Source organism: Mesorhizobium sp. M7A.F.Ca.US.008.03.1.1, assembly GCF_003997495.1.
In the GTDB taxonomy this organism is placed as follows: Bacteria; Pseudomonadota; Alphaproteobacteria; order Rhizobiales; family Rhizobiaceae; genus Mesorhizobium.
Genome location: NZ_RZRU01000004.1, coordinates 93797 through 118886, shown reverse-complemented (window position 1 = coordinate 118886; position 25090 = coordinate 93797). Strand labels below are relative to the sequence as shown.

Here is a 25090-nt window from a genome sequence, read left to right as displayed (position 1 = left end):
GGCAGCGGTCCGGGTTGCCTATCCGGCCGGCGCGAAAATGCCGTCGATGGCCGGTGCGGCATCGGTCATAACCAGGCCGCGCGCCATAAGATCCTCGAGGTGGGCAAGCACCGACAATCCGGCGGCGCCATGCAGCCGCGGATCGGTGTCCCTGTAGATCGCCCTGACCATGTCCGCGATCATCCGATCGCCAGCCCTGACCCGCTCCAGAATGGCGCGCTCGCGCATCTTGCGATGCGTCTTCAGCCCGCGCATGAAAGCGCGCGGTGCCGTCACCGGTCCGCCATGTCCTGGCAGCAGCAAGCGGTCCCCGCGTTCGATCAGCCGGTCCAGCGAGGCCATGTAATCGGCCATTGCCCCGTCCGGCGGGGCAACGATGGAGGTTGCCCAGGCCATGACATGATCGGCGGAAAACAGGATGCCGGTTCCCTCCAGCGCGAATGCCGCATGATTTGCGGTGTGGCCCGGGGTCAGAATCGTCCTGATGGACCAGCCGTCGCCATCGACCGCCTCGCTGTCGGAAAGGGTGATGTCGGGAACGAAAGCCATGTCGGCACTGGCGTCGAGCGCATTGGTTTCGCCGATATGCAGGGCTCTTGCCGGCCGGTGCGGCCCCTCGGCCAGCACGATGGCGCCGGTGCGCTCTTTCAGCCGGGCCGCCAGCGGGGAGTGGTCGCGATGCGTATGGCTGACGAAGATATGACTGACCGGCCGGCCTGCGATCACTTCGAGCAGGGTCCGTAGATGCACCTCGTCATCCGGCCCGGGATCGATCACCGCCAGCGTATCGCGGCCAATTATGTAGCTGTTGGTGCCGTGGAAGGTGAAAGGGCTTGGATTGCGGGCCGTGATGCGCTGGACATCGGGGGCGACGCTCACCCCCCGGCCATAGGAGGGGTCGAAGCCGGTATCGAATTTCAGTGCCATGGCGGATGCATCGGTGCCTTGTTTCGGGAAACGGCAAAACCGATTGCCGCATAACACGCAAGCCAATATAGGAGGATGTGAGGCCGCGAACATCGGAGTGCGGCAATCGGATTGGGGAAATACCATGGCAATTGCAACTACGATGCGTCCGCTTGTTTCTCTGGCTCTGCCGCAAAATGCCGCGGCACGGCTGGCAACGCAGCTTTTCCTGGCCATCGCCGGAACGCTTGTGCTGACCTTGTCGGCCAAGACCAAGGTGATGCTCGGGCCGGTCGACATTTCGATGCAGACGCTGGCCGTGCTGCTGATCGCCGCCGCTTTCGGCATGCGTCTCGGCGTCGCCACCCTGCTGCTCTACATGGCGGAGGGCGCCATGGGCTTCCCCGTCTTCCAGAGCACGCCTGAAAAGGGTCTCGGCATTGCCTACATGCTCGGCTCGACCGGCGGCTATCTCGCCGGCTTCGTGGTCATGGCGGCAATTGTCGGCTGGGCCGCGGATCGCGGCTGGGACCGCCATCCGATCAAGCTTTTCAATGCCATGCTGGTTGCCGAGGTCGTCATGATGGCGATGGGTTTCGCCTGGCTGGCAGCGCTGATCGGCCCGGAAAAGTCGTGGCAGTTCGGCGTCGTGCCGTTCATCGTAGGCGATCTGATCAAGGTGGCTCTCGCGGCAAGCCTGGTGCCGGCCGTCTGGACGCTGCTCAAGCGCGGCTGAAGCGCGCAATCGAGGAAACGGCCGGGGGCAATCAACCCCTGGCCGGGCGGTGTGACTGGCGGATTTCCGGTCTGATGCCGCCAGTAGTATCACTTAGGTTTCCGGAAGCGGCTTTGGAAACAGCACGTCCATCGTGGACGAGGTGCTGCTTTGAAGCAGCGAACAACCCGCGCGTAATGCCTGCGATGCGTTGAACGCGAAGGAACCGAACGTTGCCGCCGTGTCGCAACTTACAGCGCCAGGATGCGGCAAAAAGACTTGCTATGTCGGGGAATCTGGAGTAGAACATAGAGTGAACAACGAGGTGGCTATGAAATTGTCCGGAAAACTCGACTACCTGGAAATGCCGGCTACGGGCGGGACGCTGGACCGGCTGAAGGCCTTCTACAGTGCCGCCTTTGCCTGGTCGTTCACTGACTATGGGCCGACCTATTCGGCCTTTGCCGAAGGCCTGGACGGGGGGTTTCAGGCCGACGCCGCCGAAGCGCCATCAAAGCCGCTGCCGGTACTCTACAGCAGGGATCTGGAGGCGACCCTCGACGCTGTCGAAAACGCCGGCGGCACGGTCGTCAAACCGATCTTCGCTTTCCCTGGCGGCCGCCGTTTCCACTTTGCCGATCCGGCCGGCAACGAGATGGCGGTGTGGTCCGAATAGCCAGCTCGTGCTGTCTGGCGGCGTTGCTTTTGCTGCCCAAACAGGCGTTCTCACCACCATTCATGGGCATTGTGCTTTTCGGCTGCTCTGCTAATAACGCGCCGCACAAGCGACTCTGACGGTAATTGGGGCGTCGCCAAGTGGTAAGGCATCGGTTTTTGGTACCGACATTCCCAGGTTCGAATCCTGGCGCCCCAGCCATCCCGCTCAGGTCCGTTCCGGACACATAGGACCCGAGAGTACCTTTGCGATCTTCCAACGAGTCCAGCGGCTAGCAATTTTACTGCGTCATAAGTTCAGGAGAACCCACGCGATCACGGCGAATTGGGACACCACTTGCACATGGTCTGAACAGTATCGCCTTGAACATCTCCTTCTTTCCATACATAGGTCGGCCGGGTGGGTGGCGGCTCAACATGGAACTTCAATGAACCTTCCTATCTTCGCCATCAACCTCGATCGCGAGACCCAGCGCTGGAGCGAATTGCTCGCCAGCGCCGAAGCGGCAGGCCTGACCTTGCAGCGCATTGCGGCCGTCGACGGTCGGGCGCTTGCTGAAAAAGACTGGACGGAGATCGATCTGCCAGCCGCGCGCAAGCTGAGCGGGCGCGACATCCTTTCCGGCGAATATGCCTGTTACCGCAGCCATATCCAGGCGCTGGAAACATTCCTGGCCGGCGGCAGCGCCCATGGCCTGATCGTCGAGGACGACGTCCTCTTCAGCGAAAACACGATGCGGCGCATCGAGGCCATCATCGCGGCGGTGCCGGATTTCGACGTCATCAAGCTGACCAACCATCGCATCAGCTTCTTCATGCGCGCCGTCGAGACGGCGGAAGGCGACGAGATCGGTCGTGCGCTGCATGGCCCGCAAGGCTCGGCCGCCGCCTATCTGGTGACGCGGGAGGGCGCGCAGGGTCTGTTGTCGGCGCTCGCCGTCATGAAAATGCCATGGGACGTCGCACTCGAACGCTTTTGGGATACCGGCCTGAAAGTCTATTCGGTCCGCCAAAACGTGCTCGGCTTCGCCGCCAGCAGTGAGATCTCCGGCATAGCCGGTCCCTCAGGAAGCTACAAATCCGCAAGGTTGGGCGGACCGAGCCGGCTACGTGCCGGGGTGTTGCGGGCCAGCGACGAGCTGCGCCGCCTGCATCACGTCCTGCTGCGGCCCCCTTTGCCGCGAGATACGCTGGACTATGCCAAGGACAACGCGCCGCGCCACACCTTGCTTCTGTTGCTTGTGGCACTCGCCATTCTCGCCTTGGTTTCCGCGGTGTGGCGCGAGGCCGATACCTACCGCTACGCCGGCCTGGCGCTGGCCCTGGTCGCGCTCATCCGCTGGTTCAGGGTGGATTTGTGGACCTACAGCAAACCGCTGATCGGTTGGGTCGGCTTCCTGTGTCTGGGCTGGTCGCTCTACGTCTTCATCCGACTGGCGATCGTCTATTTCGGCACCCACCAGTTGGGCGGCGCCGAAGGCATTTACATGTTTCCGCTGTTCTATGCGACGACCGGCTTCGCGTTTCTGCTGTTTGTCAGGCAGCCCGCACGGCTCGTGCTCTGGTTCATGATCCTCAGCCTTGTCTTCCTGGCGGCGGACACCTTCTATTCGAACATGTTTCAAGGCATCCAACCGGCCCCGTGGCTTTTCAACAATCCCATCCACGCGTCGGTGGCGGCCGGTTTCATCTTCCTTTGCACGCTGCAATTCATGGCTTACTCGGCCCAGAGAACGGACCTCAGGAGAGCAACCAAGAACCTGTATTGGGCGCTGTCGGCAGCCGTCCTGCTGCTTGCCCTCGTCAATATCATCGAGATGCGGTCAAAGGGCGTGTGGCTTGCGCTTGCCCTCGCTCTGCTCTTGTTATTGGTCATGACCCTGGCGAAAGGTCATCGCCGCGAACTGTTGGTTTCGGGTGGCGTGCTGGTGATCGTGGCGGCAGGCATTGTCGCGGCACACAACATCTTCTCGTCCACCGCCGACGATACCATGGCGTTCGTCAAAACATTGGTTCCGGATGTATTCCGGCATGGCGTCCTCCCCGCCTTCGACCGCGCCATCGCGAGCGATGCGGTGCCGCTTGCAGCCAAGGAAAGGCTGATGCTGTGGGCGGATGCGATCGATATCTGGAAACGCCACCCGATCTTCGGAGCCAGTTCCAGCTGGCTGACCGAATGGGAGAACAGAACCTATCATCCCATGATCTTCAACGTCTTCCACAATGGTTATCTGGAGATTGCCGTGCGCTATGGTGTGGTCGGACTGGCGTTCTTTGCCTTTCTCTACACCTGGTCGGCCAGGCAGGTTCTGCTGGCCATGCGAGCCAAGCTTGTCGCTCCGGCCGCATGGTTCTGTTACATCTCCACACTGGTCTTCTTCGCCCTAAGCATCCTTACCAATTCCAACAACCGGCTGGCCATGGGTGAGGCCTTCATGTGGTTTGCAGCGGCGTTCGGCTTCTATTGTTTTTATGTTCGCCAGCAGAAGAACCTTGTCGCGCCGCGAACCTATTTTTAGGGCCTGCCGGCACAGCACGTATCTGACCAGCCGGTTGCGACCGATGCACCTTTGACGCCCCGCTCAATTTCCCGATAATCGGGAAAGTCGATGCCAAAATCCATGGCTTATCGCCGGCAACCCCTTCGTTACTATCGACACTGATCACAGAGGGGTTGTCACGAACATGCTGACGGACAGGCAGGCACGCGAAGCGGTTGAGCAGTACCGCGAGGAAGGATACGCAGTCGTTCGACAATTCGTCGACGGCGACGAGATGATCCGGCTGAAGAAGGAAACCGATGCGGTCTATGCCGAAGGCCTCAAGCATCACGCCACCTTCCGGCACGGCAACCTTAATTTCCAGATCCTGCCTGAAACCGACTTTGGCCAACGCTATGTGCTGCAGGCTTACTGGTTTTCCTGGATCAATTCTTATTTCGAGCAGTTCCGCCGCAATCCCGACTATCTGAAGCTGCTCGAGGGCCTGATCGGCCGCGACATAAGGCAGATCGCCCAGCAACTGCACTGGAAGCCGCCCGGCGCCAATGTCACGGGTTATCGCTTCCACCAGGATCTGCGCTTCCGTAACCAGGCCGCCTTCGACAATGTCGCCGACGCCACCGTGACAACAGGTCTCGCGGTCGATCGGGCGACGCTGGACAATGGCTGCCTTCAGGTCGTGCCTGGCAGCCACAAGCTCGGCTATCTCGGCCTGTCGGACGAGGGGACCGGCGAACTGATGAAGGGCCTGACCGCCGAGGAGGAGTTGCGCAAGGTCGGCATCGACCCGGCGACCATCGTTCCGCTGGTGCTGGAGCCGGGCGACCTTGCTTTGTGGGGGCTGCTTACCGTGCACGGCTCCTCGCCCAACAAGTCGCAGCACGACCGGGCCTTTGCACTGTCCAGCTATGTGCGGGCCGATACGACGCAACGTGGTGAATGGGCGTTCAGGGACGGTGTTTCGGTGCCGCTCGGCAAGGCGCCGGCACTGTGCAAATACGAAAAGCTCTTCGAGGAGCCGGGACCGATGTACGACACCACCGCCTGGTGGAAATGACGCTGCCGCGTCGGGCGACGGGGGCAGAGGGGGCTTGGCGTTCGCGCCAGGCCCCTGACGGCGTTGGCCGGCAATCGGGCAGCATTTCAGGCGGTGAAGTCGGCCGACAGTTCGCGGATCAGGAAATCGACGAACGCGCGCACCTTGGCCGCAATATAGGTGCGGTGCGGATAGAGTGCGTAGATTGGGCTGGAGCCGGGGCGAAACTCATCCAGCTGCACTTCCAGCCGGCCGTCCCTGATCGCAGCGTCGACCAGCAGGCTGGGCAGGTTGCCGATGCCGAAACCGGCGGTGGTCATCTGGTAGGCGGCCTCGACGCTGTTGGTCGAGATGCGCCCGCCGACAGCCGCATCGAAAGGGCCGTCTGGTCCGATGAAAGGCCATGTGCCAAGGCGCTTGGCGAAATTGCTCAGCACGCAGGAATGGCTTGCCAACTCATCCGGGTGGACCGGGCGGCCGTTTGCGTCCCAATAATCGGGCGTGGCGCAGACATAGTTGCGGACCTCACCAAGCCGGCGGGCAATCAAGGCGGAATCCGACTGACCGCCGAAGCGGATGGCGACATCGTAGCCTTCCTCGACAATGCCGACGACATAACGCGCGGTGAGGTCGAACTCGATCGTGGTGAGCGGGTTCTCTTCGAGGAATTTCGGCACCAGCTTGGTTATGCGGGTGTGGCCCAGAACGTTGGAGCAGGAAACCCGGATCAGACCGCGCGTCTCCTTGTGCAGGCCGCGCGTCGAATCCTGCAGTTCGGAAATGTCGTCGAGCAGGCTGCGGGCACGCGGAGCATAGTCGCGGCCCGCCTCGGTGAGGCTGAGGCGCCTTGTGGTGCGATTGATGAGCCGGACGCCGAGGTCGTCTTCCAGTTCCTTGATGGTGCGGCTGACGGCCGTCGTCGACATGTTGAGATCGCGCGACGCCGCCGACAGGCTGCCCAGCAGGCAGACCCGATCGAACACCCGCATCGCCGTCAGAAGATTCATCTTGCCTTCCTCTCGCCGTCGCGGCCCCGCCGCCATCGGCTGCGTCCTGTAGAAAACAGCGCCCAGCAACGACGCGGCAAGGGCATTCCACCGAATTTGGGCGTAAAATCAACAATGGGAGAACCGATATGACATCCAAACCTCTTCATCCGGCGATCGGCACATTTGCGGAAGGCGCGAAGAGCGGCGCACTTGGCCGCCGCGAGTTCCTGGCGCTGGCCAGCGCCTTCGGCGCCAGCACGGCGATTGCCTATGGGCTCATCGGTCAGCCGGTCCCGGCGCGGGCCGAGGAAGCCGCCCAACCCAGGAAGGGCGGCGTGCTGCGTGTTGCCATGCAGGTGATGGAGCTGGATGACCCACGCAAGTTCAAGGTATCGCAAATGGGCAACATCGCGATGCAGTTTCTCGAACCGCTGGTGCGCTGGAAGCCGGATTTCACCTTCGAGCCGGTGCTGCTGCAGAGCTGGGAGATCAATGCGAACGCCACGGAATATGTGCTCAAGGTGCGCCCGGGGGTGAAATGGTCGAACGGCGACGATTTCACCGCCACGGATGTCGCCTTCAACATCACGCGCTGGTGCGAGAAGGATGCCGCCGGCAACTCGATGGCGGGGCGCATGACCGCCCTGATCGATCCCGACACCACGGTGGCGCGCACTGGTGCCATCGAAGTTCGCGATGACCACACCGTGGTCCTGAAACTGTCGCAGCCCGACATCACCATCATCCCGGCGATGACCGACTACCCGGCATTGATCGTCCACCACACATTCAATCCGAAGGCAGCGCCACTGTCGGCCAACCCCGTTTCCACAGGTCCGTTCGAGCTTGAAAGACTCGATGTCGGCGTTGCTGCCTCGGTGCGCAAGCGGCCGGACGGGTCGTGGTGGGGCGGCGAGGTGTTCCTCGACGGCATCGACTGGACCGACTACGGCACCGACTCGGCCGCCACCGTCTCCGCCTTCGAATCCGGTGAGATCGACCTGAACGGCCAGACGCAGTCCTATGACGTCGCCATGCTCGACAGGCTGGGCCTGAAGAAAAGCGAGATCATCACCGCCGCCACCCTGGTCTCGCGCTGCAACGTCAACGCCAAACCCTATGACGACAAGCGCGTGCGCAACGCCATACAGCTTGCGGTCGACAACGAAACGGTGCTGCAACTGGGCGCCGACGGCATGGGTATCGTCGCGCAGAACGACCATGTCGGACCGATGCATCCCGAACACGCCGACCTGCCGCCGATCAAACGTGATCCGGCCCGGGCCAGGGCATTGCTCGAGGAAGCCGGCCAGCTCGATTTCGAGTTTGACCTGATCTCGGTCGAAGCCGATTACCGCAAGGAAAGCTCCGATGCCGTCGCCCAGCAGATGCGCGACGCCGGCTTCAAGGTGAAACGCACCGTCATCCCGGAATCGGCGTTCTGGAACGACTGGACGAAGTATCCCTTCGCGACGACCAATTGGAACGCCCGACCGCTGGGCATCCAGACCTATGCGCTTGCCTATCAGACCGGTTCGGCATGGAACGAGACAGGGTTCGCCGATCCCGACTTCGATGCCAAGGTCCACAAGGCCAACGCCATCGCCGATCCGAAGCAGCGCCGTGCGGTGATGAAGGAACTGCAGGTCATGCTGCAGGATTCCGGCATCATCGTTCAGCCGTACTGGCGAAAGCTGTTCTGCCATATGAAACCTGCCTTGATGGGCTACCAGATGCATCAGGCCTATGAGCAGGATTTCACACGGGCCTGGCTCGCCGCCTGATCACCGGCGACCCCTCCGACGAACGGCGCATTTCCGGCGCCGCCCTTCGCCTGCTCACCGGGAAAGTTGCGCCGAAGCGTCGGCATCAAGGGCATTCGAGGAGCAGTGCGGGCTTCGCATGGGGCATGATGCGCAGGTGCGGCCACACGCGCCATGCCTTGCAGGTCGGCCGGGATTCCGGGCCGCCGCACCGGACCGGCCGGCACATCAAGCCTGTGAAACATTCTGGTTTCTGCCTCTGTCATCATCAAGCTCCGGTTCATGGCTGGAGCTTACTTTTGACTGGGGAAGCGAAACCCGCTTTCCCGGGCAACGACCTTCCCGAAAACCGGGAGAATTCGTGCTCTTGGTGCCGATAGGGAACCGACGCGGCAAGACGACCCGCATGAGCGGTCTGCCGCACCGGGTGTTTTTGCCGGATCCCAACAGGTCTCCGCCGCTCAGTTGAAGTGAATTCGCCTGCCTATTGTGCGGAACTCCAGCCTATCTTGGACGTTAGACTCGACATCTGCAAGATATTTCCTGTTGACGCGATAGGCAATACTATGAAGCGGCTGAGACGCCCGCACATGGCGTGTCGGACATGAAGCAATTTTGAGATCGCGGGACATGCTGCGTTATTTCAATCCGATCTGGAGTTCTTAAATTGCCACCTCGAATATGCTGCGTCTTTGGCAGCTGGCAATTGCTCAGCCTGGTTGCCTCACTTCGCCAATCAACAATGGATGGAAGCTCCCAGGCGGATCAGGAGCATGAGGACTATCTCCTGCTTTATGAAACGGCCGGCGTTTCCGAGCATTTCAAGACCGGTCTTGCTGAACTTGCGTCTACAGTATGGACCTGGAAACGGATCATATGGGCATACGACCTTCTGACGTCCGAGCGTAAATATGGGCAGCTGCAAATTTTCCGGATCCATCGTCTGATCCGAGACACAATTGGTCTCGACGCGAGTTCCGAAGTTGAGATCTGGGCCTGCTTCGTTAACCGGCCATCGGAAAAAATACTGCTGGACTCATACCCAGAAGCCGAGATCGTTTTGTATGAGGATGGCTTGACGTCATACCTTCCATTCGAAATGTCGACCATGTCACGGCCGCCAGGCACCAGGTTTCGACGGCGCATCACCGGAGCCTTGATTGCAGGACTCTCTACAATTTCACCGGCGTTCCGGTTGAGGAAGGCGGCCGACAAGATAGAAAGACACCATCTGAGACGGGTGACAAAGTTTTATTCTTTGCTTCACGAAATCCCCATTCATGATGCTCTGGAGAACGTACCAAGATTCCAGGTCGGCGCTTCACTGATGCGCGATGTAATAGATGAAGCTTGCAGGGGTTCGCTTTCCGGCGGCAATGAACCTTGCCGTGTGTCAGCCAACCCACGGATACTGCTGCTAGGGCAGGCATTGTCACGAAATGGCATAATGTCGCACGCGCAGGAGGCGGCGATCTATCGGCACATTGCGGAGCAGATCGTCGAGAGGGGATACGACGTCATCTGGAAGGAACATCCCAGAATAAGCACGCCCTTCTTTCCCGAATTGCTGGATACGGTCGGCAATGTTACGGCCGACGCCGGCACCAGGATCATGGAAGCAAATCTTCCACACATATATCCGATAGAACTTGTCGTATCCCGGATGAACATCGTTGGCTGCGTCTCGGGCACATCAGCTGCCCTTCTTTACCTGAAGTGGCTTTACGGCATCAAAACATACACATTTGCGGAAACACTGGTCCCCCTGATGACTGGCGCGGATATTCTAATGAGCGAAATGGTAAAAGCCCATGCGGAGCCCTTTTCAACGCTCCAATCTTTGAACGAGACGCAGACAGGGATCCGTTGAAAGGCGGCATCCCGAACAGGCTGAACACGATCCTCTCTGAGCCCAAACTCAGACAACCCGATCTGGGGTACCATCGATGTCAAATCAGCTCTCAGTCCTTCAGCGTGCCACCAGGACCGACGTACGATCAGAGCCGTTTCCACACATCATCCTGCGCGACGCACTTCCCGAAAATCTCTACCAGAAACTAGCCGACACGTTCCCCACTCCGGAAACGCTCGGGGTCGATACCCGCAACAACAACACCAGGTGGGATTATGAGGCTCACCGAGTTCGGTCGAACGAAGCCGTGCCGCAAGTATGGCGCGATTTTATCGCGTACCATGCATCTCAGGCATTTTTCGATGAAATCGCCGACCTTTTCTACGACGATGTTCACAGGCAGTATCCGGATTATTACCCGACGTATGAACAGCTCAAGAGTCTGAAAGCGGGTGTCCGGTTTAGTGACACGTATGGCACCCATGATATCCTGATGGATGCCATGCTCAGCGGGAACACGCCGGTAACCAATGCTGGTTCGGTACGGACAAGCCACGTCGATTATGGCGACAAACTATTTTCTGGCCTGTTTTATATGAGACCGGCAGACTACGACGCCGTTGGTGGGGACCTGACAATCAGTCGTTTTAAATCCAGGTATGTCACCCTGGAAGACAAAACCGCGCTGTTTAATGATGCCTATGTCGACGATAGCCACTTGGAGTGCGTTGAAACCGTTAAGTACGACAGGAACCTGTTGGTATTGTTCATCAATTCGATTGAATCGGTCCACGGCGTCACAGTCCGCCAACCCACCAACAAATCCCGGCTTTTCGTCAACCTGGTTGGAGAAGTCGAAAAGCCATTCTACATCAAAGGAAAAAAGATACGGCCGCGCTATGTCCCGGCGCATCAAGACCAGGATGAAGCGGAACAGACCTGGCTGAAAAGGCTCAAGCAAAAACTGCGGCTTTGAAATACAACACCGTCGACCCGAGTTTCAGCCTCGACCCTCCCGGCGGCCAAGCAAAGATTGGAGCAGAATGAGATTTTATCCAGCCGCCGAACGGATCGCTTTTTTCGGCACGCTTGTCGCTGTTCTTGTCCTTGCACTGCTGCCTATACCCCGACTTAAGGAGTACGGGATCGATATCGGTTTCCGGTACGACAAGCTGAACCATGCCAGCGCCTTTGCCGTCATGACTTTCCTTGGAGGGCTCGGCTGGCCCGATCGCAAGGTGAGGCTGATCGTCTTCCTCGCCATGGTTGGAGCGGCGATCGAGGTCCTCCAGGGCACGGCGCTGATACGGCGCGATCTGGATGTGCTCGACTGGGTTGCCGATTGCGCCGGCATCGCATGCGGTCTGGCGACCGCGATATGTGTGAACTGGATCTTGCGGCACAGAGGCTGAGCCTGCTCTCAAGCCTGATGTGCACCGCGCCGATAGCCACAGGAGTTCGCCCTTGGCTCCATTGACTTGGCGAAATCGGATTGCAACGATCCGATCCGAGAGTGGGCGTTTTTTTCTGACTTGGCCGGACAGATGAAGCTTCGGGCGCGGCACCCAGGAAGCGCGCCATCAGTATTGAGGGCCGATGACGACCAAGATCAGGTTTCCGCGCGGTGTGTTGAAGGTCAAGCAACGTCATGAGTTGCGGCGGCGCGAGCACAAGGGCGAAGTCCCAGTCTGGCAGTTCGGCAAATATTTCGTCACCTGGTGGCCCAGTACAATTCCTGATTGACCCTCCAAGAGATCGAATACCGACGAGGAGCTTGAAATGAACCTCCCATCGACTGGAGAAAGCACGTAAGCTCTATGCATCATGGCTTTGCGAATCAGATTGCCGGCGGGCACACTGAAGGTGAAGACCTATCGCGAACTGCGTGATCGCGAGCGGGATCGCAGGGTGCCTGTGCTGAAACTGGGCTCCCTCTATTTCGTCTGGTCCTCGGCCAAACATCATTCGCACAAACGCAGTCCTCCGCTCTGACTTTTTGTTTGTCGAGCGGAAAACTGTCTCCACATCTTTTCTGAATTGCACACAGCAACCACTTCGCAGCCAAGCGAACCGGATCAGCTTGCCTCGCGCATCGCTTCGGCCGCCTGCAGGTCGACCGACACCAGTTGGCTGACGCCCTGTTCGGCCATGGTCACGCCGAACAGCCGGTTCATGCGCGCCATGGTGATCGGGTTGTGGGTGATGATGACGAAGCGCGTCTCGGTGGTGGCGGCCATTTCGTCCATGAGGTTGCAGAAGCGCTCGACATTGTGGTCGTCGAGCGGCGCGTCGACTTCGTCGAGCACGCAGATCGGCGCCGGGTTGGTCAGGAACACCGCGAAGATCAGCGACATCGCCGTCAACGCCTGCTCGCCGCCCGACAGCAGCGTCATGGTCTGCGGCTTCTTGCCGGGCGGGCGGGCCAGGATTTCGAGGCCGGCCTCGAGCGGATCGTCAGACTCGATCAGCTGCAATTCCGCCGTGCCGCCGCCGAACAGATGCGAGAACAGCCGCTGGAAATGGCCGTTGACGACGTCGAAGGCGGCCAGCAAACGCTCACGGCCTTCGCGGTTTAGGCTCTGGATCGCCTGCCTGAGCTTGCGGATCGCCTCGATGATGTCCTCGCGCTCGGAGACGATCGCCTCCAGCCGGTCGGATAGCTCCTTCTGCTCCTCCTCGGCGCGTAGATTGACGGCGCCGAGCCGTTCGCGCTCGATCTTCAGCCGATCCAGCTGACGCTCGATCTCGGCCATCTCAGGGATCGGGCTGTCAGCCTCAAGACCGGTATGGCGAATAACCAGATGCGGTGGTGTGTTCAGCGTCTCCTGGATGCGCGCCTCGACCTCCAGCCGGCGTTCGTCGGCCGCGGTCAGCCGCTCTTCGGCGCGAACGCGGGTCTCGCGCGCCTCGGCCAGGAACTGGATGGCGCCGGTGGCGGCCTTGTCCAGTTCGGATTGCCGGTTCTCCGCTTCCTGCAGACGGTCGGCCGCCGCCTTGCGCAAGGTCTCGGCCTCGGTGAGTTGCGACAGCAAGGCACGCCGCTTGGCGTCGATTTCATCGGGAGCATCGGCCAACCGCTCGCGTTCGGCCTCGGCTTCGGCCTTGCGTTCGCCAAGCGATGCGATCTGCGTCGAGGCGTTTTCGGCGCGCTCCAGCCAGTTGCTGCGCTCGGCGCCAATGGCATCGAGCCGGCGCGCGCGCGCCTCGGCTTCGCGCCGCAGCCCCTCGTGCACCGCACGCGCATCGGCAAGCGCGGCACGGTCGCGGGCGACATTGGCCGAGGACTGTTCGAGCTGCAATTGCAGATCGCCAAGATCGGGCGCGTCCTGCAGCAGCATTTCCGCCTCGGCCAAGGCCGCCGAGGTTTCCTCATGGCTGTCGACGATGCGCGCGCGGGCTTCGTCGAGTGCAGCCCGCCGGCTCTGCAATTCGCCGCCGGCCCTCTCGGCCTCGGCCAGCGCATTGCGGGCAGCGTCCAGCCGATGCTGTGCGTCACGACCGGCCTGACGCGTGTTGCGCTCGGCCTCGCTTGCCAGGCGAAGTGCCTGTTCGGCCTCTCCCAGCGCCTCTTCGGCCTGGCGCAGGACGAGCGTCGCCTGTATCGCCTCGGCATCGAGCTCAGCCAGCCGGTTCTTCTGCGCCAGCCTTTGTGCCGCGGCGGTCGGTGCGTCGGCGCTGGCGGTAAAGCCATCCCAGCGCCAGAGCGCGCCCTCGCGGCTGACCAGCCGCTGGCCGGGAGCAAGCAGCGGCTGCAACCGGCGGCCGTCGCCGACGACATCGACGATACCGATCTGCGCCAGGCGGCGGGCGAGCTGTGCCGGCGCGTGGACCAAGCTGGCCAGGCTTTTGACGCCCTCCGGCAAAGCCGCGTCGCCGGGCTGGATCGCGCTTTCGCCCCAATGCACCGGCGCGCTGCGGTCGAGCGGCACGTCGAGGTCTTCGCCAAGGGCCGCACCCAGCGCCGTTTCGAAACCGCGATCGACGCTGATCTGTTCCAGCACGGCCGGGAAGAGATCGCCGCTGGCGGCATTCAGGATTTTAGCCAGCGTGCGCGCTTCGGTTTCGATCCGTGCCAGCTCGGCCCTGGCATCCTGAAGCGGTGGCCGAGCAGCGCTTTCGGTAGCGCGGGCATCGATGACCGACTGCTCGGCCTCGGACACGGCAGCCTCGGCCTCCTCCAGCAGCGCCATGGCTTGTTCGACCAGCACGCGCTTCTCGGCCGGATCGGGCAGGCCAGCGACCTTGGAGAGTATCTCCGACAATTCCCGGTCGACATCGGCAAGCTGACGCGCGAAACGGTCGCGGCGCTCTGCGGTGTCGCGCAGCGTCCGCTCGATCTGGTTGCGCGAGGCGGCAGCCTCTGCCCGTTCCGCGGTCAGCGCGGCGAGTTTGGCTTCGCTTTTTGAAAGCGTCGATGCAGCCTGTTCGAAAGCAGCGCGGGTCGTGGCCTCGCGCTCGGCGGCACCAGCATTTTCCGAATTGAGGGCCGCCTCTTCGGTGCGCAGGCGCTCTAGAATGTCCGCATTGTCGCGCACCATGCGCTCTTCACGCGCGATATCGCCGTCGAGCTGTTGCAGCCGGCGCTCGAGTTCGCTCTGGCGAGCGCGGATGCGGCCGGCTTCCTCTTCGATCTGCGACTTGGCGATCGACAGGCGCTGGAAGGCAGCGGCGGCGGCTGCTTCCGCGTCGCGCAGGTCCGGCAGCCTATGAGCGCCGATGCCTTGCTCCCTGGCGGCGGCCATCTGGGCTGCGGCGCGGTCGCCGACAAGGGCTGTTGCAACCGCCAGCGCCGAACGCGCCTCGCCTTCCTGGGTCTTGGCCAGCGTCCAGCGCAGGTGCAAGAGCGTTGCTTCGGCCTTGCGGATATCGGCCGACAGGTTCTTGAAGCGCGAGGCCTGGCGCGCCTGGCGCTTCAGGCTTTCGATCTGGCTTTCCAACTCTCCGACGACGTCGTCCAGTCGTTCGAGGTTCTGCTCGGCCGCCTTCAGCCGCAGTTCTGCCTCGTGGCGGCGGGTGTGCAGGCCGGAAATGCCTGCCGCCTCTTCGAGCAGCGCGCGGCGTGCCTGCGGCTTGGCCTGGATAAGTTCGCCGATGCGGCCCTGGCCGACCATCGACGGCGAACGCGCGCCGGTCGACTGGTCGGCGAACAGAAGCTGCACGTCCTTGGCGCGCGCTTCCTTGCCGTTGATGCGGTAGAGCGAGCCTGCCTCGCGCTCGATGCGGCGCGACACCTGCAGTTCATCCGCATCGTTGAAGGCAGCGGGCGCCGAGCGGTCACTGTTGTCGAGGAAAAGCGTGACTTCGGCGGTGTTGCGGGCGGGCCGAGTGCCCGAGCCGGAAAAGATGACGTCGTCCATGCCGGACGCGCGCATGTTCTTGTAGGAGCTTTCGCCCATCACCCAGCGCAGCGCCTCGACCAGGTTCGACTTGCCGCAGCCGTTCGGCCCGACAATGCCGGTCAGGCCGCGTTCGATGACGAACTCGCCGGGCTCGACGAAGGACTTGAAACCGAGGAGGCGAAGGCGCGAAAACTTCATTCGCGCCGCCCACTAAGCGGATCTCCGTGGTTTTGCGAAAGGAATTCGCGGCACGACAAGAAGCCGCGCACGCCGAAGCGCCGCCGCCTCAGGGCTGACTGGACGTCAGAGCAGAGGGTCGATGATGGCCGACATTTCCTCAATCGACATCGCCCCCTTGTAGGTCTTACCGTTGATGAAGAAGGTCGGTGTCGAGTCGACCTTGAATTCATTGGCGCCGCGCTTTTGGACCGATCTCACATCGTCCAGAAGTTTCTGATCCGTCAAGCAGGCCTCGAACGACTCCTGTGTAAAACCGGCGAGCTTCGAGATTTGCAGCAGCGCATCCTTGGTATTCTGGACGCCAACCCAGTTCGCCTGCTGCCTGAACAGGACGTCGACCATGGGGTAATAGTTATCCTTGGCGCAGCGCGCCAGCATAAAACCGGCTTCGGCGCTCGGATCGAACGGGAATTCGCGCAGGATGTAGCGGACCTTGCCGGTGTCGATGTACTTGGTCTTCAGGTCCGGAAAGGTGGTCTCGGCGAAATGCGCGCAGTGTGGGCAGGTCATCGAGGCGTATTCGACGATGGTGACCTTGGCGTCGTCCTTGCCAAGCTGCTTGTCGGGCAGCGCACCCGGCTTCATCAGTTCCGCCACATCCACGGTGCCCTGGGCCTCAGGCACGGTAGCAGCGGCCGGCGTGGCCGGCTTCGCGGGGGCGGCCGGTGCCGCAGGCTTCACATCCGCGGCCTTCGCCTCCTCGCCAGAGTCGCTGCAGGCGGCGAGCAGGGCCACCGCAGGAATGGCGGCCAGCGAAGACAGGAGGTTTCTGCGAGACAAGCTTTGGCCAAACGGGGGACGGTTCATACGAATCACCTGACAAGGGTTGGATTTTGCAATGCAAAGGCACGAAAAGGCGAGAGTTGGCGCGAATTAAGGCATCTCGATCCCCAATCCAATCGCGAAACCTGACAAGGGCGATCACGAATGCGAGATATTGACGACGAATCCATGACTTTCTTCGAGACGTCTATGATTTTCTCTCCCCAATAATGGTCGCGCCAAGTTTCTCCAGCGAGGCGCGCAGTCCATCATTATCGACCAAGCCGACAGTTCCCGACAACTTCGTCTTCTCAGCCGCCGTCAGCGGTCTCAGGGCCGGTTTGCGCCTTCCTTTGTCGGCTGTCACCGGCTTCTGCAGGATCCTGATACGGTTGATGGCGGTGAAACCGAGGAAGGCGTTGACCCGGTTGATGATCTCGCCCGTCTCATGCTGCAGATGCAGTGCCGCCATGCCTTCGCAGGCAATGACCAGTACGGCCGGCTCGAACGGATCGTCCTCATGCATACGGCGCGGCCACTGGATTTTTTCGGGGCGCGAGTGGCTGGCCAGCCGTGGGCCGGCGATCTCGTCCCATGACTGGACGAGGCCGATCGAAATACCGGCCCGCTTGCGCAGCACCGGATCGAGAATCCTGGTCGCGAGATCGCTGACCGGGACGGGATTGCCGTAGGGCGTTCTCCCTGCCATGTACGTCCTCCAGCGACGACCCAGCAGATACCGGCCAGGCCAATACAAGATCAATGGCATCAGCAGACCAGTCCCGCAAGACCGCTTCCGAAGATAGCAGCACAGCTGCATCCAGAGATAGCAGCACAGCTGCATCCAGAGATAGCAGCACAGCTGCATCCAGAGATAGCAGCACAGCTGCATCCAGAGATAGCAGCACAGCTGCATCCAGAGATAGCAGCACAGCTGCATCCGGTGTCAGCGACGATATCGCATCCCGCCTGCTCGGCTGGTACGATGTGCATCACCGTGAGTTGCCGTGGCGCATCACACCAATTGAGCATGCGCGCGGCGTGCGACCTGATCCCTACCGCATCTGGCTCTCCGAGGTCATGCTGCAGCAGACCACCGTCGAAGCGGTGAAGGCTTATTTCCGGGTTTTCGTCGAGAAATGGCCCAATGTCGAGGCGCTGGCCGCGGCGCCCACCGAGGACGTGATGAAGGCCTGGGCCGGGCTCGGCTACTACTCCCGCGCCCGCAATCTCAAGGCCTGTGCCGATCTTGTGGCCGCGCGTGGCGGCCGGTTTCCCGACACGGAGATTGGTTTGAGAGAACTGCCCGGCATCGGCGCCTATACGTCGGCGGCCATCACGGCGATTGCCTTCGACCGTCCCGCCGCGGTTGTCGACGGCAATGTCGAACGCGTCATCTCCCGGCTGTTTTCGATCACAACCCCGCTCAGCGAAGCCAAGCCCGAGATCCGCGCCCATGTCGAGCGCATGGTGCCTGGGACAAGGCCCGGCGACTTCGCCCAGGCGATGATGGATCTCGGCGCCACCATCTGCACGCCACGCCGGCCACGCTGCATGCTGTGCCCGCTGCGCGAAGACTGCGACGCCGTCCTTTCAGGCGATCCCGAGCGCTTCCCGGTGCGCCTGCCCAAGGCCGACAAGCCGCAGCGGCACGGCGCTGCCTTTGTCGCCGTGCGGGCCGACGGCGCGATCCTTCTGCGCAAACGGGCGGAGAAGGGCTTGCTCGGCGGCATGACCGAGGTGCCGACGACGGGCTGGACCGCGCGGATCGATGGGGCAACCACGGAAGCGGCCGCGCCCTTTCCCGCCGGCTGGCGGCATGCGGGCCGCATAGCGCATGTCTTCACGCATTTCGCTCTCCAACTCGAAGTCTTTCACGCTCACATCAAAGGTGATGCGCCCGACGGGCATTTCTGGTCGCTCGCTCACGAGATTTCCGGCGAGGCGCTGCCGACTGTCATGAAAAAGGCAATCGAGGCTGCGATACCCGGCGCGACGAAAAAGCCGTCGCCACACAGTGCAAAGAGGGCCCATGACTGAAATACGCCACATCGTTTTCGACATCGGCAGAGTGCTGATCCACTACGATCCCAACATTCCGTTCAGCCGCCTCATTCCGGATGCCGAAGAGAGGAAGTGGTTCTTCGACAATGTCTGCACGCATGACTGGAACATCGAGCAGGATCGCGGCCGCACATGGGAAGAGGCTGAGGCGCTGCTGATCGCGGACCATCCCGATCACGCGGAAAACATCCGCAGTTTCCGCCGCCACTGGCACGAGATGGTGCCACATGCCTATGACGACAGCGTCGCCATCATGGTCGGTCTGATCGAGAGCGGCCACGACGTGACCATGCTGACCAATTTCGCCAGCGACACGCTGGCCGAGGCCCGCGAGCGCTTCGATTTCCTCAATCGTCCACGCGGCGTGACGGTGTCGGCCGATATCCGCCAGATCAAACCCGACCGCGCCATCTACGATCACCACGTCGCCGCATTCGGCCTCGAACCGTCGGCCACGCTGTTCATCGATGACAGCCAGAAGAATGTCGACGGCGCCAAGGCGGCGGGCTGGCAGTCGGTGCTGTTCACTGATGCGAAGACGCTTCAAGCAGACCTTGAACGCCTCGGAATCAAGGCGTGATTTGAATCGCTTCCAGCGATCCGTTGAGCTTTTGAATCAACGGAATTCGAAGCAATTGGCAGGGGTTCAGGCCCCTGCCCGCTCCATGCCAAGCCGTGCAATGCGGCGAAGCTCGTCGATCGGGGTCAGGCCGCCGCTGCGCTCATAATGCCAGAAGGTCCAGCCGTTGCAGGCATCCAGCCCCTGCACTTCGGCGCCGATCTTGTGGATCGAGCCGGCGCTGTCGCCGATCGCCACCGTGCCGTCGGCGCGCACCTTGGCCGCCCAGCGCTTCTTGGCATCGTAGAGCGTCGCGCCCGGCATCATCAGGCCGGTGTCGATCAGGCTGACAAAGGCGACGCGCGGCTCGGCGCGCTTGCCCGTGAGAACGGTCAAGTCGGCCTCTTCCAGCGGCCGCACCGCGTCGATGCGCTCGTTGGCGGCGTCGATATAGGCCTGCTCGCGTTCGATGCCGACGAAATGGCGGCCGAGACGCTTGGCCACCGCGCCGGTGGTGCCGGAGCCGAAGAAGGGGTCGAGCACGATGTCGCCCGGCTTGGTCGAGGCCATCATGATGCGGGCAAGCAGCGCTTCCGGCTTTTGCGTCGGATGCAGCTTGTCGCCATTGTCGTTCTTCAGCCGCTCGCCGCCGGTGCAGATCGGAAACAGCCAGTCTGAGCGCATCTGGATGTCGTCGTTGGACGCCTTCATCGCTTCGTAGTTGAAGGTATAACCCTTGCCCTTCTGATCGCGCGTAGCCCAGATCATCGTCTCATGCGCGTTCTGGAAGCGGCGGCCGCGGAAATTCGGCATCGGGTTGGTCTTGCGCCAGACCACGTCATTGAGGATCCAGAAGCCGAGATCCTGCATCTTGGCGCCGACCCGGAAGATGTTGTGATAGGAGCCGATGACCCAGATGGTGCCATTGGGCTTCAGCACCCGGCGCGCCGCCAGCAGCCAGGCACGCGTGAAGGCGTCATAGGCCTCGAAACTTTCGAACTGGTCCCAGTCGTCGTCGACGGCGTCGACCTTCGACTGGTCGGGGCGGTGCAGGTCGCCGTCGAGTTGCAGATTGTAGGGCGGATCGGCGAAGATGACGTCGATCGACTTTTCGGGCAGCCGGTCGAGCGCGGCGACGCAGTCGCCCTTGAGGATCGTGTCCAGCCATTCGGATTGCTGGGGAGCGTGGGATAGCTCGTCGAGAAGACGCACGGCAGACATTCTGACACCCAGGGCACGCGTTACTGTTTACTCTCCGTTATGGTTACCGATCAGCGTAAATATTCCGTGAAGGCCAAGGGACGGGCGTGGCGAATTTGCGAAGGGGGCGCTGTTGGTGTATGCCGCGCCGCCTGAGCCTTCCGAGGCCGCCTCGCCCTCCCATTGTCCGGATCACCATGCCCCAGCCAGACCTTGTCATCTTCGATTGCGACGGCGTGCTCGTCGATTCCGAAATCATCGCCGCCCGCGTCGAGGCGGAGCTGTTGACCTTGGCGGGATACGAAATATCGGCCGAGGAACTCGCGGAGACCTATGCCGGGCTGACCTTCAAGGACATCATGATGCGGGTCGAGGAGAAATCCAGCATTCCGTTCCAGGTCTCGCTCATCGACCGCGCGGAAGAGCTGGTCGACCGCAAATTGCGCAGCGACGTCCGCGCCATCGATGGGGTACGCGAGGCGGTCGCCGCGGTCACGGTGCCGCGCTGTGTCTGCTCGAATTCACGCTCCGAGCGGATCGAATTCATGCTGGAGAAGGTGCATCTTTTGCCGTTTTTCACCGACCGGATTTTTTCGGCGATGGAAACACCGACCGGGAAAACGAAACCGGCGCCGGACGTGTTCCTGTTCGCGGCGGAGAAACTCAGCGCCAACCCGGCGAACACTTTCGTTATCGAGGATTCCGTGCACGGCGTCCACGGCGCAAGGGCGGCAGGGATGCGGGTGATCGGCTTCACCGGAGCTGCCCACAGCTATCCCGGCCATGCGGACGCGCTCACCGAGGCCGGCGCCGAGACGGTGATCCGCCGCTGGGCGGAGTTGAAAAGCGTGATCGCGGCGCTGTCGGAGTGGTCGGACGCCTGAGAAGCGTGCGCCGCGACGCACGCCTCGTGCAACTGCCGAGACCTAGTTCGTCGCGGCAGCCCTCTTGCGGCGGGTCTTCTTCGGCTTGTCGACCGTTGCCTTATGTGCGGTTTCGTCATAGCCGGCAAAGGCTTGGTAGTCCTGCGCCGTCGGCTCGGGCACGACAATACTGGAATCGGTGAAGACGAACTGCGTGGCGACCGAAGGATCGGTGACCTGGACCTGATACTGGTGGAGCTGGGAATAGAGGACCTCGGTGCCATGCATCACAGCCGTGCGGATAGGCATGGTGATGGTGCCTGGAGAAAACTTCGGTCCGGGGACAATCTTGCCTGCGACCGCAATCTTCATCGTCAGCTGGCCGTTGGCACGGCTGCAGTCGCGTGTCACGTCGCTGACCGATGCCTGGTAGATGATGTTGGCCGATTCGTCGGGCGGAGTTGCAGCCGCGGCGTCAGCCTCGGCCTGGGCCGCGGCATCCTGCGCGGCGTCGCCGGTCTTCTTGATCCTGGGCTTGGGTTTCTGAGCTTCCTTGGAATAGGTGTTGAAGAAAGCCGTGCCGTCCCGCACCGTCACCCTGGGACAATAGGCCTGCAACTGGCTGGCCAGTATCTTGGGATCCTGCGGCGGCGGTGGCGCCGTTGGATCTTTCTTGCCTATGCCGAGGTTCAGGATGCCATTGTCGCCCGATTGGCAGCCGGCGGCGGCAAGCATAAAGCCGGTGAGCGCAAGACCCGCCAAAAAGCGACCACTGAATGTACGAAACGCCATGAAACTGCACTTCCCTCTCGCAAAGCTGGTGACGTATATCAACCGCGCGGCAAAAATGCGACTGAGCTAGCGCAGAAATTAACCACCTTGCGGTGGACGGAAAAAGCCAGGCAGTAACGGAATTGTGACATGCAATATGTGAGTACCCGCGGGGAAGCCCCCGTTCTTGGATTTTCCGACGCCGTGCTGGCTGGGCTGGCGCGCGACGGCGGGCTCTACGTGCCGCGCGAGTGGCCACAGTTTTCCGCCGCCGAGATTCGCGCCATGCGCGGCCTTGCCTATCCCGACCTTGCCATCCGCGTGCTGTCGCCGTTCCTTGGCGACGAGATTCCGGCCTCCGTTTTCGAGCGGCTGGTGCGCGAAGCCTATGCCACCTTCCGCCACGAGGCCGTCTGCCCGCTGGTGCAGACCGGCCCCAACACCTTCATCCTGGAACTCTTCCACGGGCCGACGCTCGCCTTCAAGGATGTGGCGATGCAGCTTCTGGCCCGGCTGATGGACCATGTGCTTACCGAACGTGACCAGCACGCCACGATCGTCGGCGCCACGTCGGGCGATACCGGCGGGGCGGCCATCGATGCCTTTGCCGGTCGCAGCCGGACCGACATCTTCATCCTTTTCCCGCATGGCCGCGTCTCGCCGGTGCAGCAGCGGCAAATGACGACGTCGACGGCTGCAAACGTCCATGCGCTGGCGATCGAAGGCAATTTCGACGATTGCCAAGGCCTGCTCAAGGACATGTTCAACGATCACGGCTTTCGCGACCGGGTGGCGCTTTCGGGCGTCAATTCGATCAACTGGGCCCGCATCATGGCCCAGATCGTCTATTATTTCTCCTCGGCGCTGTCGCTCGGCGCGCCGGACAGGCCCGTTTCCTTCACCGTGCCGACCGGCAATTTCGGCGATATCTTCGCCGGCTACGCCGCCAAGAAGATGGGCTTGCCGATCGATCGGCTGGTCATCGCCACCAATGACAACGACATCCTGGCACGGACCTTTTCGACCGGCGAATACCGCACCAAGGGCGTCTTTGCGACCACGTCGCCGTCGATGGATATCCAGGTGTCGTCGAATTTCGAACGCCTGCTGTTCGAGGCCTCCGGCCGTGACGCGGCGAACGTGCGGCGCTACATGGACGGTCTGAAGCAGTCCGGCGCCTTCACCATCGAAGCCCGGGAAATCGCCGGCATGCGGTCCGAATTCGATGCCGGCAGCGCTGGTATGGACGAGGTCGCAGCTACCATCCGCTCGACGCTCGCGGCCAGCAACTATCTGCTCGATCCGCATACCGCGGCAGCCGTGCATGTCGCTGCAGGCAAGGCGTCAGGCGCCGTGCCGATGGTGGTGCTGGGCACCGCGCACCCGGCAAAGTTTCCGGCCGCCGTCGAAGCCGCCAGCGGCGTGTCGCCCGCACTGCCCGCATGGCTAGGGGGATTGATGACATCGGAGGAAAAATACACGGTACTTCCATCCGACCTGAAAATGGTGGAAGATTACGTCGGCCGCCGCGCGCGGGCGGCGCGTTAGGGAGTAATAGCCATATGGGTGTTGAGGTAAGCCGTCTGTCGAACGGCCTGACAGTCGCCACCGAAACCCTTCAAAGCATCGAATCGGTTGCCCTTGGTGCCTGGGTCAAGTCGGGTGCCCGCAATGAACGTGACGACGAGCATGGCATGGCCCATCTGCTCGAGCACATGGCGTTCAAGGGCACGAAAAGGCGGAGCGCCTTCGAAATCGCCTCGGAGATCGAGGACGTCGGCGGCGAGATCAATGCTGCCACTAGCGTCGAGACCACCTCCTACTATGCCAGGGTGCTCTCCGACGACGTGCCGCTGGCCGTCGACATTCTTGCCGACATCCTGCAGGAGTCCGAATTCGACCCGCAGGAACTCGAGCGCGAACAGCATGTGATCCTGCAGGAGATCGGCGCCGCGCACGACACGCCCGACGACATCGTCTTCGACCGTTTCACCGAGACGGCGTTTCGCCACCAGACCATCGGCCGCTCGATTCTGGGGACGCCGGAAACCGTCAAATCCTTCACCTCGAAGCAGCTGCACGATTTCATCGAGCGGCAGTATGGCGCCGAGCGCATGGTGATCGTCGCTGCCGGCGACATCAAGCACGACAATTTCGTGCGCGAGGTAGAAAAGCAGCTCGGCAGCTTTCGCAGCAAGGCCGACAGCACCATCCCGCAATATGCGCAATATGTCGGCGGCGACTTCCGTGAGGACCGCGACCTGATGGACGCGCAGATCGTGCTGGGGTTCGAGGGGCGTGCCTATCATGTGCGCGACTTCTATGCCTCGCAGGTGCTGTCGATGATCCTCGGCGGTGGTATGTCGTCGCGTCTGTTCCAGGAGGTTCGCGAGAAGCGTGGCCTGTGTTATTCTGTCTATGCCTTCCATTGGGGCTTTTCCGACACCGGCGTCTTCGGAGTCCATGCCGCGACCGGCCAAAGCGACATCGCCGAACTGGTGCCTGTCATCATCGACGAACTGCAGAAGGCCGGCGAGAAGATCCTGCAGGAAGAACTCGACCGCGCGCGCGCCCAATATCGCGCCGGGCTGATCATGTCCGCCGAAAGCCCGGCCAGCCGGGCTTCGCAGATCGCACGGCAACTGCTTCTGTTCGGCCGGCCGATCGCCAAGGAGGAACTGATGGAACGGCTGGCGGCGCTGACGATCGAGCGGCTGACCGATCTGTCGTCGCGATTGTTCTCGACCAAGCCGACGCTCACCGCTGTCGGGCCTGTGGGCACACTGGCGCCATACGAGGCGATCCTCGAATCGCTCGCAGGCACGCAGACCACGGCCCGTAAGCTCGCCGTCTAA

Annotated in this window: 21 protein-coding genes and 1 tRNA gene; 15 read left to right on the top strand and 7 right to left on the bottom strand. The window is 61.8% G+C overall.

What is annotated here, in order from left to right; genetic code table 11:
* Positions 1-18 precede the first annotated feature (18 nt).
* On the bottom strand, positions 19-927 hold the full coding sequence (locus EOA16_RS08585; protein ID WP_127257138.1) for an MBL fold metallo-hydrolase: 909 nt from the start codon (positions 925-927) through the stop codon (positions 19-21).
* Between the two features lie 124 nt (positions 928-1051).
* Here EOA16_RS08585 and EOA16_RS08580 point away from each other — a divergent pair, with 124 nt between their 5' ends.
* From EOA16_RS08580 to EOA16_RS08560, 5 genes are all read left to right on the top strand, one after another.
* Positions 1052-1642: a biotin transporter BioY gene (locus tag EOA16_RS08580; RefSeq protein WP_127257136.1), complete on the top strand. Its 591-nt coding sequence runs from the start codon at positions 1052-1054 to the stop codon at positions 1640-1642.
* Positions 1643-1952: 310 nt separating this feature from the next.
* Positions 1953-2297 carry a VOC family protein gene (locus EOA16_RS08575; RefSeq protein ID WP_024503642.1) on the top strand — a complete coding sequence of 115 codons (345 nt, stop codon included), beginning with the start codon at positions 1953-1955 and terminating at the stop codon, positions 2295-2297.
* Positions 2298-2423: 126 nt separating this feature from the next.
* Positions 2424-2498: transfer RNA gene (locus EOA16_RS08570), tRNA-Gln, on the top strand.
* A 226-nt stretch (positions 2499-2724) separates the two neighbouring features.
* Entirely contained in the window at positions 2725-4815 is a 2091-nt protein-coding gene (locus tag EOA16_RS08565) for an O-antigen ligase family protein (RefSeq protein WP_127257135.1), read from the top strand.
* 166 nt (positions 4816-4981) lie between these two features.
* Positions 4982-5854, top strand: a complete 873-nt coding sequence (locus tag EOA16_RS08560) for a phytanoyl-CoA dioxygenase family protein (protein WP_164754170.1) — start codon at positions 4982-4984, stop codon at positions 5852-5854.
* 86 nt (positions 5855-5940) lie between these two features.
* Here the strand turns inward: EOA16_RS08560 and EOA16_RS08555 are convergent, their stop codons facing one another.
* Positions 5941-6840 (bottom strand): LysR family transcriptional regulator, encoded by a 900-nt coding sequence (locus EOA16_RS08555; RefSeq protein WP_127257133.1) that lies wholly within the window; start codon positions 6838-6840, stop codon positions 5941-5943.
* Between the two features lie 128 nt (positions 6841-6968).
* Between EOA16_RS08555 and EOA16_RS08550 the strand changes: the two genes are divergently transcribed.
* The 5 genes from EOA16_RS08550 (at position 6969) to EOA16_RS32560 (ending at position 12180) form a co-directional block, all read left to right on the top strand.
* Positions 6969-8606, top strand: coding sequence for an ABC transporter substrate-binding protein (locus tag EOA16_RS08550; RefSeq protein WP_127257131.1), 1638 nt, complete (start codon positions 6969-6971; stop codon positions 8604-8606).
* Positions 8607-9252: 646 nt separating this feature from the next.
* On the top strand, positions 9253-10455 hold the full coding sequence (locus EOA16_RS08545) for a polysialyltransferase family glycosyltransferase (RefSeq protein ID WP_281035830.1): 1203 nt from the start codon (positions 9253-9255) through the stop codon (positions 10453-10455).
* A gap of 76 nt (positions 10456-10531) precedes the next feature.
* A complete protein-coding gene (locus EOA16_RS08540) occupies positions 10532-11413 on the top strand; it encodes a hypothetical protein (protein ID WP_127257129.1) in 882 nt (293 codons plus the stop codon).
* Positions 11414-11480: 67 nt separating this feature from the next.
* Positions 11481-11849 carry a hypothetical protein gene (locus EOA16_RS08535; RefSeq protein ID WP_127257128.1) on the top strand — a complete coding sequence of 123 codons (369 nt, stop codon included), beginning with the start codon at positions 11481-11483 and terminating at the stop codon, positions 11847-11849.
* A gap of 184 nt (positions 11850-12033) precedes the next feature.
* Positions 12034-12180: a hypothetical protein gene (locus tag EOA16_RS32560; protein WP_164754169.1), complete on the top strand. Its 147-nt coding sequence runs from the start codon at positions 12034-12036 to the stop codon at positions 12178-12180.
* 332 nt (positions 12181-12512) lie between these two features.
* Here the strand turns inward: EOA16_RS32560 and smc are convergent, their stop codons facing one another.
* The 3 genes from smc to EOA16_RS08520 all read right to left on the bottom strand — a co-directional run bounded on the left by smc (position 12513) and on the right by EOA16_RS08520 (position 17487).
* Positions 12513-15974 carry a chromosome segregation protein SMC gene (gene smc, locus EOA16_RS08530; RefSeq protein ID WP_127257126.1) on the bottom strand — a complete coding sequence of 1154 codons (3462 nt, stop codon included), beginning with the start codon at positions 15972-15974 and terminating at the stop codon, positions 12513-12515.
* A gap of 105 nt (positions 15975-16079) precedes the next feature.
* Entirely contained in the window at positions 16080-16823 is a 744-nt protein-coding gene (locus tag EOA16_RS08525; RefSeq protein WP_127257414.1) for a DsbA family protein, read from the bottom strand.
* A 163-nt stretch (positions 16824-16986) separates the two neighbouring features.
* Entirely contained in the window at positions 16987-17487 is a 501-nt protein-coding gene (locus EOA16_RS08520; protein ID WP_127257124.1) for a DUF721 domain-containing protein, read from the bottom strand.
* 53 nt (positions 17488-17540) lie between these two features.
* On the opposite strand from EOA16_RS08520, the gene mutY reads away from it, so the two are divergent.
* Positions 17541-18818 carry an A/G-specific adenine glycosylase gene (gene mutY, locus EOA16_RS08515; protein WP_127257123.1) on the top strand — a complete coding sequence of 426 codons (1278 nt, stop codon included), beginning with the start codon at positions 17541-17543 and terminating at the stop codon, positions 18816-18818.
* Positions 18811-19422: an HAD family phosphatase gene (locus EOA16_RS08510; RefSeq protein WP_127257121.1), complete on the top strand. Its 612-nt coding sequence runs from the start codon at positions 18811-18813 to the stop codon at positions 19420-19422. The genes mutY and EOA16_RS08510 overlap by 8 nt, the downstream gene beginning before the upstream one ends.
* Before the next feature lie 66 nt (positions 19423-19488).
* On the opposite strand, the gene EOA16_RS08505 is transcribed toward EOA16_RS08510, so the two are convergent.
* Positions 19489-20622: a site-specific DNA-methyltransferase gene (locus EOA16_RS08505; protein ID WP_023808585.1), complete on the bottom strand. Its 1134-nt coding sequence runs from the start codon at positions 20620-20622 to the stop codon at positions 19489-19491.
* 176 nt (positions 20623-20798) lie between these two features.
* Between EOA16_RS08505 and EOA16_RS08500 the strand changes: the two genes are divergently transcribed.
* Entirely contained in the window at positions 20799-21485 is a 687-nt protein-coding gene (locus EOA16_RS08500; protein WP_127257120.1) for an HAD family hydrolase, read from the top strand.
* Positions 21486-21527: 42 nt separating this feature from the next.
* Here the strand turns inward: EOA16_RS08500 and EOA16_RS08495 are convergent, their stop codons facing one another.
* Positions 21528-22256, bottom strand: coding sequence for a hypothetical protein (locus EOA16_RS08495; RefSeq protein ID WP_127257118.1), 729 nt, complete (start codon positions 22254-22256; stop codon positions 21528-21530).
* 129 nt (positions 22257-22385) lie between these two features.
* On the opposite strand from EOA16_RS08495, the gene thrC reads away from it, so the two are divergent.
* Together thrC and EOA16_RS08485 are read left to right on the top strand one after the other, a co-directional pair.
* Positions 22386-23783: a threonine synthase gene (gene thrC / locus EOA16_RS08490; protein ID WP_127257117.1), complete on the top strand. Its 1398-nt coding sequence runs from the start codon at positions 22386-22388 to the stop codon at positions 23781-23783.
* Positions 23784-23797: 14 nt separating this feature from the next.
* Positions 23798-25090, top strand: coding sequence for a pitrilysin family protein (locus EOA16_RS08485; RefSeq protein WP_127257115.1), 1293 nt, complete (start codon positions 23798-23800; stop codon positions 25088-25090).

What these genes read in the sequence shown, in the direction of transcription:
- EOA16_RS08585 (WP_127257138.1), bottom strand. Translation starts at nt 927, where the DNA reads ATGGCACTGAAATTCGATACCGGCTTCGACCCCTCCTATGGCCGGGGG.
- EOA16_RS08580 (WP_127257136.1), top strand. Translation starts at nt 1,052, where the DNA reads ATGGCAATTGCAACTACGATGCGTCCGCTTGTTTCTCTGGCTCTGCCG.
- EOA16_RS08575 (WP_024503642.1), top strand. Translation starts at nt 1,953, where the DNA reads ATGAAATTGTCCGGAAAACTCGACTACCTGGAAATGCCGGCTACGGGC.
- EOA16_RS08565 (WP_127257135.1), top strand. Translation starts at nt 2,725, where the DNA reads ATGAACCTTCCTATCTTCGCCATCAACCTCGATCGCGAGACCCAGCGC.
- EOA16_RS08560 (WP_164754170.1), top strand. Translation starts at nt 4,982, where the DNA reads ATGCTGACGGACAGGCAGGCACGCGAAGCGGTTGAGCAGTACCGCGAG.
- EOA16_RS08555 (WP_127257133.1), bottom strand. Translation starts at nt 6,840, where the DNA reads ATGAATCTTCTGACGGCGATGCGGGTGTTCGATCGGGTCTGCCTGCTG.
- EOA16_RS08550 (WP_127257131.1), top strand. Translation starts at nt 6,969, where the DNA reads ATGACATCCAAACCTCTTCATCCGGCGATCGGCACATTTGCGGAAGGC.
- EOA16_RS08540 (WP_127257129.1), top strand. Translation starts at nt 10,532, where the DNA reads ATGTCAAATCAGCTCTCAGTCCTTCAGCGTGCCACCAGGACCGACGTA.
- EOA16_RS08535 (WP_127257128.1), top strand. Translation starts at nt 11,481, where the DNA reads ATGAGATTTTATCCAGCCGCCGAACGGATCGCTTTTTTCGGCACGCTT.
- EOA16_RS32560 (WP_164754169.1), top strand. Translation starts at nt 12,034, where the DNA reads ATGACGACCAAGATCAGGTTTCCGCGCGGTGTGTTGAAGGTCAAGCAA.
- smc (WP_127257126.1), bottom strand. Translation starts at nt 15,974, where the DNA reads ATGAAGTTTTCGCGCCTTCGCCTCCTCGGTTTCAAGTCCTTCGTCGAG.
- EOA16_RS08525 (WP_127257414.1), bottom strand. Translation starts at nt 16,823, where the DNA reads ATGAACCGTCCCCCGTTTGGCCAAAGCTTGTCTCGCAGAAACCTCCTG.
- EOA16_RS08520 (WP_127257124.1), bottom strand. Translation starts at nt 17,487, where the DNA reads ATGGCAGGGAGAACGCCCTACGGCAATCCCGTCCCGGTCAGCGATCTC.
- mutY (WP_127257123.1), top strand. Translation starts at nt 17,541, where the DNA reads ATGGCATCAGCAGACCAGTCCCGCAAGACCGCTTCCGAAGATAGCAGC.
- EOA16_RS08510 (WP_127257121.1), top strand. Translation starts at nt 18,811, where the DNA reads ATGACTGAAATACGCCACATCGTTTTCGACATCGGCAGAGTGCTGATC.
- EOA16_RS08505 (WP_023808585.1), bottom strand. Translation starts at nt 20,622, where the DNA reads ATGTCTGCCGTGCGTCTTCTCGACGAGCTATCCCACGCTCCCCAGCAA.
- EOA16_RS08500 (WP_127257120.1), top strand. Translation starts at nt 20,799, where the DNA reads ATGCCCCAGCCAGACCTTGTCATCTTCGATTGCGACGGCGTGCTCGTC.
- EOA16_RS08495 (WP_127257118.1), bottom strand. Translation starts at nt 22,256, where the DNA reads ATGGCGTTTCGTACATTCAGTGGTCGCTTTTTGGCGGGTCTTGCGCTC.
- thrC (WP_127257117.1), top strand. Translation starts at nt 22,386, where the DNA reads ATGCAATATGTGAGTACCCGCGGGGAAGCCCCCGTTCTTGGATTTTCC.
- EOA16_RS08485 (WP_127257115.1), top strand. Translation starts at nt 23,798, where the DNA reads ATGGGTGTTGAGGTAAGCCGTCTGTCGAACGGCCTGACAGTCGCCACC.